This window comes from Serratia sp. TMDUHS_CL (assembly GCF_037137105.1).
Lineage (GTDB): Bacteria > Pseudomonadota > Gammaproteobacteria > Enterobacterales > Enterobacteriaceae > Serratia > Serratia nevei.
The window spans coordinates 1-12,189 of sequence record NZ_JBBBDV010000004.1 but is presented as its reverse complement, the minus strand read 5'-3'; the positions used below and the strand labels follow the sequence as shown (position 1 = coordinate 12,189).

Sequence of the window (12,189 nt, the reverse complement as noted above, 5' to 3'; positions counted from 1 at the left end):
GCGGTTTCAAGGCTGTTTTATTAACTTCTTCCCCCAACGATAACGCGTAAAGCGTCTTTTGTCATGTTAGAGGCCTGACCTTTAACCGCCCTTAGTGGCCTGACCATTAGACCTTTAGGCCGAGGAGTCAAGATGGATTTAACCGGGAAACGCGTACTGATCACCGCCGCCGGGCAAGGGATCGGTTTTACCACCGCCAGGCTGTTCGCCGCCGCCAGCGCCGAAGTGATCGCCAGCGACATCAACCTCGAGCGCCTGCAGGGCTCTGCCGGGATCCGCGCGCTGACGCTAAACGTCACCGATCCGGCCGCCATCGCGGCGGCGGCGGAAGCGATCGGCCCGATCGACGTGCTGTTCAACTGCGCCGGCGTGGTGCACAGCGGATCGATCCTCGATTGCAGCGAAGATCAGTGGGCGTTCGCGCTCGATCTCAACGTCACCGCGATGTTCCGCATGATCCGTGCCTTCCTGCCGGGCATGTTGGCGCGCGGCAAAGGCTCGATCATCAACATGTCCTCGGTGGCCTCGAGCGTGAAAGGGGTGCCGAACCGCTTCGCTTACAGCGCCAGCAAGGCGGCGGTGATCGGCCTGACGCGCTCGGTGGCGGCGGACTACGTCACGCAGGGCATCCGCTGCAACGCCATCTGCCCCGGCACGGTGGAGTCGCCGTCGCTGCGCCAGCGTATTGCCGAGCAGGCGCGCGAGCAGGGGCGCAGCGAGCAAGAGGTGTATCAGGCGTTCGTCGCCCGTCAGCCGATCGGGCGCATCGGCACCACCGAGGAAATCGCCCAATTGGCGCTGTATCTGGCTTCTGACGCCAGTTCATACACCACCGGCACGGTGCAGATCATCGACGGCGGCTGGAGCAACTGAGCCGCCATTTTTGAGAGAGGAAGGCATGAAACTTTTACGTTACGGGCAACCTGGGCAAGAGCGCCCCGGCATGTTGGATGCGCAAGGCCGCCTGCGCGATTTGTCGCAGCATATCGCCGACGTGGGGGGCGACGCGTTATTGCCGGCGTCGCTCGCCAAACTGCGCGCGCTGGACAGTGCCACGCTGCCGCTGGTCGAAGGGCAGCCGCGCCTCGGCGCCTGCGTCGGCGGCATCGGCAAGTTTATCTGCATCGGCCTGAACTACGCCGATCACGCGGCAGAGACCGGTGCCGCCATTCCTGAGGAACCGGTGGTGTTCAACAAATGGACCAGCGCGGTGATCGGCCCCCACGATCGGGTGGAGATCCCGCGCGGCTCGCAGAAAACCGACTGGGAAGTGGAGCTGGGCGTGGTGATCGGCCAGGGCGGACGCTACATCAGCGAAGCAGACGCGATGCGCCACGTCGCCGGCTACTGCGTGATCAACGACGTCTCAGAACGCGAATATCAAATTGAGCGCGGCGGCACCTGGGACAAGGGCAAAGGCTGCGACACCTTCGGGCCGATCGGCCCCTGGCTGGTGACCGCCGACGAGATCGCCGATCCGCACAGCCTGAACCTGTGGCTGGAGGTGGACGGCAAGCGCTATCAGGACGGCAACACCAGCACCATGATCTTCCGCATTCCGCAGATCGTCAGCTACCTCAGCCGCTTCATGAGCCTGCAGCCGGGCGATGTGATCTCCACCGGCACGCCGCCGGGCGTCGGGATGGGGCAGAAACCGCAGCCTATCTATCTGCGGGCGGGCCAGACGATGCGTCTGGGCATCGAAGGGCTGGGCGAACAGCGCCAGCAAACCGTACAGGCCTAACCGGGAGCGCCGCCATGACCACCATTACCGCACTGCGGGTTGAAGACATTCGTTTCCCCACGTCGCTGGGGCTGGACGGATCCGACGCCATGAATCCGGATCCCGACTATTCCGCCGCCTACGTGATCCTGGAGACCGATCGCGCGGATCTCAGCGGCCACGGGCTGACGTTCACCATCGGCCGCGGCAACGAGATCTGCTGCGCGGCGATCCGCGCGCTGGAGCATCAGATCGTCGGCGAGCGGCTGGAGGATATCGCCGCCGACATGGGCGCCTTCTGGCGGCGCTTCACCAGCGACAGCCAGCTGCGCTGGATCGGGCCGGACAAAGGCGCTATCCACCTGGCGACCGGCGCGGTGGTCAACGCAGTGTGGGATCTGTGGGCCAAATCGGTCGGCAAGCCGGTGTGGCGGCTGGTGGCGGAGATGACGCCGGAGGAGCTGGTGCGCTGCATCGACTTCCGTTACATCACCGACTGCATCACGCCGCAGGAGGCGCTGGCGTTGCTCAAGCAGCGGGCCGAGGGCAAAGAGCAGCGCCTGGCGCGGCTGCTGCAGGAAGGCTATCCCTGCTACACCACCTCCGCCGGCTGGCTGGGGTATCCGGACGACAAGCTGCGCCGCCTGTGCCAGGAAGCGGTCGACGCCGGTTTCTCCTACCTGAAGCTGAAGGTCGGGCGCGATCTGGAAGACGACATCCGCCGGGTGCGCATCGCCCGCGAGGTGATCGGCCCGGATCGCCGGCTGATGATCGACGCCAACCAGGTGTGGGAGGTGGACGAAGCCATTCCGTGGGTGAAGCATCTGGCGTTCGCCAAACCCTGGTTTATCGAAGAGCCGACCAGCCCGGACGACGTGGAAGGCCACCGCCGCATCCGCGAAGGGGTGGCGCCGGTCAAGGTGGCCACCGGTGAGATGTGCCAGAACCGCATCATGTTCAAGCAATTCATCATGCGCGGCGCGGTAGACGTGGTACAGATCGACGCCTGCCGCCTCGGCGGCGTCAACGAAGTGCTGGCGGTGATGCTGATGGCGGCCAAATACCAGCTGCCGGTCTGCCCGCACGCCGGCGGCGTCGGGCTGTGCGAGTACGTGCAGCACCTGTCGATGATCGACTACCTGTGCATTGCCGGCACCCACGAAGGCCGGGTGATCGAGTATGTCGATCATTTGCATGAACACTTTATCGATCCCTGCGTGATCAAAGGCGCGGCCTACATGCCGCCGAGCCGTCCCGGCTATTCGATCGAGATGCATCCGTCGTCGATCGCGCAGTATCGGTTCCGCGGGTGAGGCGGGAGGATCGCATGCCGCGCATCGACGCTCACCAGCACTACTGGCGCTATCACCCCCAGCACTACCCGTGGATCGACGAGCGAATGAGCGTGCTGCGGCAGGATTTCGATCCGCCCCGGCTGCGGCCGCTGTTGCAGGAACAGGGTTTCGACGGCGCGCTGGCGGTGCAGGCGCGCCCCAGCGAGGAAGAGACGCTGGCCCTGCTGGCGCTGGCTGAGCAGGGCGAGGGCATATGCGGCGTGGTGGGCTGGCTGGACATCGCCGCGCCGCAGCTGGCGCAGCGTCTGGAGGCCTTGCGGCCTTACAGCGCGCTGCGCGGGGTGCGTCATCAGGTGCAGGACGAAGCGGATCCGGCGGCCTGGCTGGCGCGGCCGGAGGTGGAACGCGGCATGCAAACGCTGCAGCGCGCCGGGTATGTGTACGAGATCCTGGTGACGCACCGGCATCTGGCGGCCGCGGCGGCGTTCGCCGCCTGCCACGATGAACACTGGCTGGTGTTGGATCATCTCGGCAAGCCGGACATCGCGCGCGGCGCGCGGCACTGGGCGCAGCAAATCCGGCCGCTGGCGGCGCTGCCGCACGTGGTCTGCAAGCTGTCGGGGCTGATCACCGAGGCGCCGGGTGGCCGGTGGCGGGCGGAAGAACTGCTGCCGTTCTTCGACGCTGCGCTGGAGGCGTTCGGCCCGCAGCGGCTGATGTTCGGCTCCGACTGGCCGGTGTGCCTGCTGGCCGGCGACTACCGCCAGGTGGTGCAACTGTGCGAACGGGCGCTGTCGACGCTGGGGGCCGCCGAGCAGGCGGCGATTTGGGGCGACACCGCCTGGCGAATTTACGGTTTAACGGAGTCTGGTTATGGATCTGTATCTGCAAGATAAGGTGGTGCTGGTCACCGGCGGCGGTGCCGGCATCGGCGCGGCGATTGCTCATGTGCTGGCCGAAGAAGGCGCGATCCCGGTGCTGGTCACCAACGCCGCGCCGGAGGCGGCGCTGCTGGCCGATTTGCAGCGGCTGCAGCCGCGCACCGAGGTGATCCTCACCGAACTGTGCGACGAGGCGGCCTGCCGCCGCGCGGTCAGCCAGACGCTGGCGGCCTTCGGCCGCATCGACGGGCTGGTGAATAACGCCGGGGTCAACGACGGCGTCGGGCTGGAGGCGGGGCGCGAAGCGTTCGTCGGCTCGCTGGAAAAGAACCTGGTGCATTACTACCTGATGGCGCACCTGTGCCAGGCGGCGCTGCAGGAGAGCCGGGGCGCCATCGTCAACATCGCCTCCAAGACCGCGCTCAGCGGCCAGGGTGGCACCAGCGGCTATACCGCCGCCAAGGGCGCGGTGCTGGCGCTGACGCGCGAATGGGCGGTGTCGCTGCGCCATGACGGCGTGCGGGTGAACGCGGTGGTGCCGGCGGAGGTGATCACCCCGCAGTACCAGCGCTGGCTCAACACCTTCGCCGAGCCGCAGCGGCAGATGGCGAAAATCACCGCGCGCATTCCGCTCGGGCAGCGCATGACCACGCCGCAGGAGATCGCCGACACCGTGGCGTTCCTATTGTCGTCGCGGTCGTCGCATACCACCGGGCAATGGCTGTCGGTGGACGGCGGCTACCTGCATCTCGATCGGGCGCTGACGTGAGCGGCGCGGCGGCAGGGCGGCGCCGTTTCTGCCAGGCGCTCGATCTGATTGACTCACCGGCGCTGATTGCGGAGTACCAGCAGCATCATCAGCGCATCTGGCCGGGCATCGCCGCGCATTTGCGCGAGCACGGCATTCTGGACATGGAGATTTACCGGTTGGGCACCCGGCTGTTCATGATCGTGGAGGTCAGCGCCGATTTCGACGCCGCGCGTTTTGACGCCGCCAGCCTGAACAACCCCGAAGTACAGCGATGGGAAGCGCTGATGTGGCACTACCAGGCCGCCACCCCCTGGACGCCGCAGGGCGAAAAATGGGTGGAAATGGCGCGGATATTTTCTCTGCAACAGCAATAACGCCAACATCATCATCGCCAGACGATACGAGGGTATCACCATGCTTGCTGAAAAAAGTGCGGCCTCCGCGCAGCCGGGCGTCGCCGTGACCGCCAATCTGCGCTGGGCCTTTATCCTGGTCACCAGCCTGTTCTTCATGTGGGGGCTGTCCTATGGCCTGCTGGACGTATTAAACAAACATTTTCAGGAGACGTTGCACGTTACCAAGGCGCAGTCGGGTTTGTTGCAGGCGGCCTATTTCGGCGCCTATTTCCTGGTGGCGCTGCCCGCCGGATACTTTATGGACCGCAAGGGCTATAAGGCGGGCATTCTGGTCGGGCTGTGTCTGTATGCGCTGGGGGCGCTGCTGTTCGTGCCGGCGGCGTCGGCCAACAGCTTCGGCGTGTTCCTGTTCGCGCTGTTCGTTATCGCCAGCGGTTTGGGCTGCCTGGAAACGGCCGCCAACCCGTACGCCACGGTGCTGGGCGACGCGCAGGGCGCCGAACGGCGGCTCAACCTGGCCCAGTCGTTCAACGGCCTCGGGCAATTTATCGGCCCGTTGATCGGCGGCACGCTGTTCTTCTCCGCCAGCCAGTCCGCCGGCGGCGGCGATCAGAGCGCGGTGAAGATGACCTATGTGGCGATCGCCGTGCTGGTGCTGCTGATCGCGCTGTTGTTCAGCCGCACCCGGCTGCCGGCGATCCGCGAAGAGGAAAAACCGGTACACGGCGTGATAGCGCAGGGATTGTGGCAGCATCCGCATTTCGTCGGCGGGGTTATCACGCAGTTCTTTTACGTGGCGGCGCAGGTGGGCGTAGGGGCGTTCTTCATCAACTATGCCACCGAACACTGGCGCGAAGTGTCTAACCAGAGCGCCTCTTACCTGCTGTCGATCGCCATGATCTGCTTTATGGTCGGGCGTTTCTTCAGCACCTGGTTGATGGGGCGAGTCAAGCCGGCGACGCTGTTGGCGGCCTATGCGCTGATCAACATCGCGCTGTGCGGCGTAGTGATGCTGAGCGTTGACGGCGTGTCGGTAGTGGCGCTGATCGCGGTATTCTTCTTTATGTCGATCATGTTCCCGACCATTTTCGCCCTGGGGGTGAAAAACCTGGGTAAACACACCAAGCGCGCCAGCTCCTTTATGATCATGGCGATCGTCGGCGGCGCCATCATGCCGTACTTTATGGGGGCGCTGGCCGATCGTTACAGCACCGCGCTCTCTTATCTGCTGCCGCTGCTGTGCTTCGCGGTGGTGCTGGTTTACGGCCTGCGGCAGCGCCGCGCCTGATTTAACCCGGCGGCGAATCGGCATTCGCCGCCGTTGTCAGCGCCTGTGGGCGGGTTCGCATCAGGATCGCCAACGCCAGCAGCAGCACGATGCCGGACAGCACGCCGTTTAGCGTCAATCCCCCTGCATCCACCACCAGCCCGCCCGCCAGTGAACCGCAGGAAATCGCCAGATTAAACAGCGCGATATACAGTGAAGAGGCGACCTCGACCGCGTCGGGGGCCGCCTTGAGCATCCATGCCATCAGCGAAACGGAAACGCCGCCGTAGGCGATGCCCCACAGCAGGAGGAAGGCGCTGCCGCTCAGCGGCGCGTGGCCCAGCAGCGGCAGCAGCAGGACGGCGAGCGCCAGCCCGAGGGCGATCAGCGCCAGGGTGCGGCGCAGCCGTTTGGCGGCGGCCTGGCCGGCGATGAAATTCCCGATGATACCGGCGGCGCCGTAGGCGAACAGTAGCGGACCCACCCAGCGGCCCTCGATGCCGGCGACCGTCTGCAGCAGCGGGCGGACAAAGGTGTAAGCCATAAAGTGGCCGGCGACCAGCAGAAACGTCAGCAGCAGCCCGGTCATCAGCCGACGATTCGCGCGCTGCACGGTGAACGACCGCCAGCTTATCGCCTGCGTGACCGGTAGCGGCGGCAGCACGCACAGCAGCAGGAGCAGGGTCAGCGCCGCCAGGACGGCGACGGCCAGAAACGCCATGCGCCAGCCCAGCGCTTCGCCGAGGAATACGCCGAGCGGCACGCCGAACACCGAGGCCGCCGCTACGCCGCCGAAGATGACGGACAGCGCCAATCCGACGGAAGTCGGCGGCACCAGACGTTCCGCCAACCCACCCGCGATGGCCCAGATGCCGCCGATGCAAAAGCCCAGCAGGATGCGCGCAGCAAACAGCAGCGCCATGGAGGTGGCGGCGGCGGCCAGCAGGTTGGCGGCGAGCAGCAGCAGTAGAAAGGCGATCAGCAGGCTGCGGCGATCCGTGCGCCGGGCACCCAGCACCACCAGCGGGGCGAACAGCGCGGCAAACAGGGCGGGCAGGGAAATCAGCAGCCCGGCGCGGCCTATCGATGCGTTCAAGGTGCTGACGATCGGAGTCAGCAGCCCGACGGGCAGCATTTCTGCCGTGACGACGGTAAAGGTGGACAGGGCGATAGCGAAAGTCGCCAGCCAGGGTTTTGCGCCGCCGCCGGCGTGTAAGGCACTCATAATGACTCTCCCAACAGATGAAGAGCCTCAGTGTATCCGCGCCAAAATGGCTGATAAACTGGCCTGAATGCGCAACATTGGGGATAAATCGTGGCTAATTTACCGTCTATGCCGTTGGATAACCTGACCGACCTGCTGGTGTTCATTCGCGTCGCCGACGCCCGCAGCTTCACGCTGGCGGCCGAGAGACTGGGCATTTCCCGATCGGCGGCGGGCAAATGCGTGAACCGATTGGAGGAGCGATTGGCCACTCGGCTGCTGCAGCGCACCACGCGCAGCGTCAGCCTGACCGAAGACGGCGCGGTGTTTTACGAGTATGCGCAGCGCATCCTGTCGCAGGCCGAAGAGGCGGAAACGGCGCTGAATACGCGGCGGCAAACGCCGCGCGGGCGGCTGCGGCTGGATCTGCCGGTCTCGTTGGGGCGATTGCATATCCTGCCGATTCTGCGGGAGTTTTTGGCGCAGTGGCCGGAGGTGGACGCCGACGTCAGCTTCTCCGACGATTACAGCGATCTGGTGCGCGACGGCATCGACGTGGCTGTCCGCGTTGGCGGCAGCGACGACAGCCGGCTGGTGCGGCGGGTGCTCGCGCCGCATCGCCTGATCACCTGCGCGGCGCCGGATTATCTGGCGCGGCACGGTACGCCTGCAAAACCGGAGGCGTTGGGCGATCACGAGACGCTGGTCTTCAGCCATCAGGGACTGCCGGCGCCCTGGCGCTATTTGGTCAACGGCCAACTGCACGAACAGCCGGTGCGTGGCCGGATGCGTTTCAACAACGTCGAAGCCTTGCGGGATACGGCCGTCGCCGGAGCCGGCCTGTGCCAGGTGGGGGCGTTTCTGGTCGGCGAGCAGATTGCGGCCGGCACGCTGGTGCCGGTGCTGGAGCGCTATTGTCGCCCGGGGCCGCCGATCTGCGCCGTCTATCCCAGCCGACGCCATCTCTCCCCCAAGGTGAAACTGTTTCTGGCGGCGATCGAACGGCGCTGGCAGGGCAGGGCGATTTGGGAAGTCGATTAGCGAACCTGTTACTCCTGCGGCTGCAGCAGGGCGGGCTGGACGTTTTGCGCCAGCTGGATATTGTTGCGGCCGCTGTGCTTCGCCAGATAGAGCGCGGCGTCGGCCGCGCCGATCGCCGACTCGACGTCCAGCTTTTCCAGCGCGGAGATGCCGGCGCTGAGCGTCAGCGTGCCGCTGTGCTGCGGGCTGGCGCCGTGTGGGATGTTCAGTTCCGCCACCCGTTGGCGCACCCGTTCGGCCAGCTGCGCCGCGTAGCCTTCGTGCACGTTGGTCAGCAGCACCAAAAACTCTTCCCCGCCGTAGCGCACCACGATGTCGCGTGAACGTACCGCATCGCGGATGGCGATCGCCACCTGCACCAGCGCCCGGTCGCCCATCGCGTGGCCGTAGCTGTCGTTGTAGACCTTGAAGTGGTCGATATCCAGCAGCAGCACGTAGTGGCGGCCGGTTTGCGGTTCCAGCAGCATGTTGATCTTATTCTCCAGCCCGCGGCGGTTATAAAGACCGGTCAGGGGATCGAGCATGCTTAAATTATTGAATTTGTCCCGTTCGTTATACAGGTTGGCCACCAGCGCGTGGGTAAAGATTTCACTGCGTTTCAACATCAGGTGGTGGATGGAGAAAGCGATAATAGGTAATAGCGTGGTGAATAATATCCGCAGGGTATTATGCATACCGTCTAAAGCCAGGATCACCATTGCGGAAGGCACGGCGTGTAAACAAAAGGCGGTAAAGTTATCCGTCAGAGAAATAGCGCTGATAAAAAAGATGCTGAACAAACTAATTAATAAAAAATCTTGGTTATTCGGTAGGCAATATTGACTTTTAACGTAAATATGGGCGGCCCACAGCAGGCCGAGCACGCTGGCGAACAGGTTGAGTTTGCACAGGTATTTCCGCGGCGTTTGCAGGGAGAATAGCGCCGCCGCCAGACAAAATAGCGGTATACATAATAAAGGTAGGGTAAATGAGGGCGTATCCCTAAAAGGGAACAATAACGTAAATACGGAAGAGGCGGCATTCATCACCAGAAAAAGAAATAATGCCAGGCGCTGCTTGCTGTTCAGTAATTCCTGATAAGAACGGGCGTTCATACGGAGGTCACTCTTTGCAAAGTCGTTCTGTCGAATAATTAAGGTTGAGAAGCATTCCCTCGGCGCGAAATATCCACGGAAGTTGCATGGTTGATGATTGTGATTATTATCATGCAAACAGGACTAGGAATTTTCTTATGTCAAATTATCATTTTTTCATGCTGGTGTCATCTGGGTTTGGTCACCGCAGTGAAAATGATGCGGCGGCCAAAAAAGTGTTATATGATATTGGTTATCATTATCACTTAAAGGGGGTTATCATGCTCACCGCCATGATTGCCGCGTGTGGACTGTGGGGCGTCAGCTGGTGCCTCGGCGATCGCCTGGCCAGCGCCTGGGGCGTTTTGCTGCCGTGCGCGCTGATGCCGCTGCTGGCCTTGATCGATCTGAATATGATGCAGCTGCGCACCCTGATTGTGATAGCGATGCTGGCGACGCTGGTGATGCTGTTCAACAGCCGGCTGCGTCACTATCTGCTGCTGCCTTCCTGCATGGCGCTGGCGGGCGGCCTGGCGGCAATCAGCCTCAACTTCAGCTTCGCGTAAACGCCGGAAACGGCAAAACCACGCTTAGGCGTGTTTATCATCAATGCGTTGGGATTTTTTCGAAGGAACTACCGGAGAGATCATCAATTGGTGCGAAGAGAGGGACTTGAACCCTCACGTCCGTAAGGACACTAACACCTGAAGCTAGCGCGTCTACCAATTCCGCCACCTTCGCACAGTCGATGTTGTTGCTTTGATTTATATTACGTCGCCAGCTTGGTGCGAAGAGAGGGACTTGAACCCTCACGTCCGTAAGAACACTAACACCTGAAGCTAGCGCGTCTACCAATTCCGCCACCTTCGCATCGATGCTGAGTGCAATATAAATCATGTGGTTATTTGGTGCGAAGAGAGGGACTTGAACCCTCACGTCCGTAAGGACACTAACACCTGAAGCTAGCGCGTCTACCAATTCCGCCACCTTCGCGTACCAGAAACATTACCGGAGTAACGTTACCACGGAGGCGAATTCTAGAGATTTTGGCGGGCACGTCAACAGTTATTTCCCCGCTTTGCGGGCGTTTGCTGGAAAAACAGCCATATCGCCGCTTTTCTGCTGGTCAAACAGCCAAATCAGCCAATCAATCAACACCCTGACCCGTGGCGCCAGGAAACGGCCGGGCGGATACATGATGTAAATCGGCATCGGCGGAGGCGGCGTGTCCGCCAACACTTCCACCAGTTCGCCCCGTTCCAGCCAGGGAGCAAGTGAATAGCGCGCCGCCTGAATCAACCCCATGCCGGCACGCGCGCCGGCGATGTAAGCGTCGGCGCCGCTGACGCTCAGCCGGGCAGGGAGTTCGCGCAGTTCCACCTTGCCGCCTCGGCAGAATTCCAGCGGATAATCGCGGTTGCTGGCCAGGGAAAAATACCCTACCGCGCGGTGCGGCGCCAGGCTATCGATGTCGAGCGGCGTGCCGCTGGCCTGCAGGTAAGCGGGGGAAGCGCAGGTGATCTGCGGCAGCTGGGCGATGCGCCGCGCCACCAGGCTGTCGTCTTCGGTTTCCCAGGCGCGCAGCACGCAGTCTACGCCTTCGCGCAACAGATCGACGTGGGTGTCGTTGGCACCCAGCGCCAGCGTGATGTCGGGATAGCGCCGGTAAAAGTCGCCCAGCGCCGGAATGACGATCTGGCGCGCCAGCGAATGGGGCATATCGATGCGCACTTTGCCGGACGGCTGCAGCTTATGGTGGCTGAACAGCGTGTCCGCTTCCTCAAGCGCCCCCAGCAGCTGTACGCAGCGTTGATAGTAAAGGCTGCCTTCGCTGGTCACCTGTACCTGGCGGGTGGTGCGGATCAGCAGGCGCACGCCCAGCCGCTGCTCCAGCCGTTTCAGCGCGTTGCTGACCGTGGCGCGCGGCAGCTGCAGGCGCTCGGCCGCCCGACTGAAGCTGCCCAGTTCGACGATGCGGGTAAAAATGCGCATGGCTTGAACCTGATCCATGTCCACTCCGGATTGTTGGTGATTTTTGAACAGTGATGTGCGATCTGCATTATTTATCTTTGTAGCGTAAACAACCAGACTTTGCTGCGTTATCCGTTCATCGCATGAGGGCTGCACAATGCAACAACGTAAACTGGGTTCCCACGGTCCCGTCGTCTCCGCCCTGGGGCTGGGATGCATGGGCATGAGCGACTTCTACTCTACCGGCGCCGATCGGCAGGAGGCCATCGCCACGCTGCACCGGGCGCTGGAGCTGGGCGTCACGCTGCTCGACACCGCCGACATGTATGGTCCGCACACCAACGAAGAGTTGGTGGGGGAAGCGATCAAGGGCAAACGGCAACAGGTGTTCCTGGCTACCAAGTTCGGCATCCTGCGCGATCCGGCGGATCCTTCGGCGCGCGGCGTCAGCAGCCGGCCCGAGTATATCCGGCGCTCGGTGGAAGGCAGCCTGCGGCGCTTGGGCGTAGAGGAGATCGATCTTTATTATCGGCACCACCCCCTCTTCCTGTAACGTCCGCAATAATCCAAAAAAATATTAAATAACAATGCATTGATAGGGTTTTATGTCCGTGGCTGTCCGGCGCT

General features: G+C 62.8%; 12 protein-coding genes, 3 tRNA genes and 1 pseudogene. 10 read left to right on the top strand and 6 right to left on the bottom strand.

Annotated elements, in window-relative coordinates; genetic code table 11:
- Nucleotides 1-132: 132 nt before the first annotated feature.
- From WCL58_RS09935 to fucP, 7 genes are read left to right on the top strand one after another with little or no spacing between them, the layout of a single operon-like run.
- Nucleotides 133-873 carry an SDR family oxidoreductase gene (locus tag WCL58_RS09935; protein WP_336851054.1) on the top strand — a complete coding sequence of 247 codons (741 nt, stop codon included), beginning with the start codon at nucleotides 133-135 and terminating at the stop codon, nucleotides 871-873.
- Nucleotides 874-898: 25 nt separating this feature from the next.
- Nucleotides 899-1,744: a fumarylacetoacetate hydrolase family protein gene (locus WCL58_RS09930; protein WP_336851052.1), complete on the top strand. Its 846-nt coding sequence runs from the start codon at nucleotides 899-901 to the stop codon at nucleotides 1,742-1,744.
- Between the two features lie 14 nt (nucleotides 1,745-1,758).
- Nucleotides 1,759-3,036: an L-fuconate dehydratase gene (locus WCL58_RS09925; protein WP_102985481.1), complete on the top strand. Its 1,278-nt coding sequence runs from the start codon at nucleotides 1,759-1,761 to the stop codon at nucleotides 3,034-3,036.
- Nucleotides 3,037-3,050: 14 nt separating this feature from the next.
- On the top strand, nucleotides 3,051-3,914 hold the full coding sequence (locus WCL58_RS09920; protein WP_060422262.1) for an amidohydrolase family protein: 864 nt from the start codon (nucleotides 3,051-3,053) through the stop codon (nucleotides 3,912-3,914).
- Nucleotides 3,892-4,668, top strand: coding sequence for an SDR family oxidoreductase (locus tag WCL58_RS09915; RefSeq protein WP_033636997.1), 777 nt, complete (start codon nucleotides 3,892-3,894; stop codon nucleotides 4,666-4,668). Before WCL58_RS09920 ends, WCL58_RS09915 begins: the two co-directional genes overlap by 23 nt.
- The gene (locus WCL58_RS09910; protein ID WP_015376547.1) at nucleotides 4,665-5,024 is read left to right on the top strand and encodes an L-rhamnose mutarotase; all 360 of its coding nucleotides are present in this window, start codon (nucleotides 4,665-4,667) and stop codon (nucleotides 5,022-5,024) included. The genes WCL58_RS09915 and WCL58_RS09910 overlap by 4 nt, the downstream gene beginning before the upstream one ends.
- A gap of 40 nt (nucleotides 5,025-5,064) precedes the next feature.
- Complete coding sequence (gene fucP, locus WCL58_RS09905) at nucleotides 5,065-6,294, top strand: L-fucose:H+ symporter permease (RefSeq protein WP_033641777.1); 1,230 nt, start codon at nucleotides 5,065-5,067, stop codon at nucleotides 6,292-6,294.
- A gap of 1 nt (nucleotide 6,295) precedes the next feature.
- Here the strand turns inward: fucP and WCL58_RS09900 are convergent, their stop codons facing one another.
- Entirely contained in the window at nucleotides 6,296-7,498 is a 1,203-nt protein-coding gene (locus WCL58_RS09900; RefSeq protein WP_060422274.1) for an MFS transporter, read from the bottom strand.
- Nucleotides 7,499-7,606: 108 nt separating this feature from the next.
- Here WCL58_RS09900 and WCL58_RS09895 point away from each other — a divergent pair, with 108 nt between their 5' ends.
- Nucleotides 7,607-8,518, top strand: a complete 912-nt coding sequence (locus WCL58_RS09895; RefSeq protein ID WP_201965390.1) for a LysR substrate-binding domain-containing protein — start codon at nucleotides 7,607-7,609, stop codon at nucleotides 8,516-8,518.
- Nucleotides 8,519-8,526: 8 nt separating this feature from the next.
- On the opposite strand, the gene WCL58_RS09890 is transcribed toward WCL58_RS09895, so the two are convergent.
- Entirely contained in the window at nucleotides 8,527-9,612 is a 1,086-nt protein-coding gene (locus WCL58_RS09890; RefSeq protein WP_060440803.1) for a GGDEF domain-containing protein, read from the bottom strand.
- A 260-nt stretch (nucleotides 9,613-9,872) separates the two neighbouring features.
- Between WCL58_RS09890 and WCL58_RS09885 the strand changes: the two genes are divergently transcribed.
- Nucleotides 9,873-10,157, top strand: coding sequence for a DUF1435 domain-containing protein (locus WCL58_RS09885; protein WP_048233751.1), 285 nt, complete (start codon nucleotides 9,873-9,875; stop codon nucleotides 10,155-10,157).
- 88 nt (nucleotides 10,158-10,245) lie between these two features.
- Here the strand turns inward: WCL58_RS09885 and WCL58_RS09880 are convergent.
- The 4 genes from WCL58_RS09880 to WCL58_RS09865 all read right to left on the bottom strand — a co-directional run bounded on the left by WCL58_RS09880 (nucleotide 10,246) and on the right by WCL58_RS09865 (nucleotide 11,601).
- A tRNA-Leu gene (locus tag WCL58_RS09880) sits at nucleotides 10,246-10,332 on the bottom strand.
- Between the two features lie 42 nt (nucleotides 10,333-10,374).
- Nucleotides 10,375-10,461, bottom strand: a tRNA-Leu gene (locus WCL58_RS09875).
- A gap of 36 nt (nucleotides 10,462-10,497) precedes the next feature.
- Nucleotides 10,498-10,584, bottom strand: a tRNA-Leu gene (locus WCL58_RS09870).
- A 72-nt stretch (nucleotides 10,585-10,656) separates the two neighbouring features.
- Nucleotides 10,657-11,601, bottom strand: a complete 945-nt coding sequence (locus WCL58_RS09865; RefSeq protein WP_060422294.1) for a LysR family transcriptional regulator — start codon at nucleotides 11,599-11,601, stop codon at nucleotides 10,657-10,659.
- A 118-nt stretch (nucleotides 11,602-11,719) separates the two neighbouring features.
- On the opposite strand from WCL58_RS09865, the pseudogene WCL58_RS09860 reads away from it, so the two are divergent.
- Nucleotides 11,720-12,097, top strand: a pseudogene (locus tag WCL58_RS09860) (aldo/keto reductase); the annotation flags it as partial.
- Nucleotides 12,098-12,189: the final 92 nt, after the last annotated feature.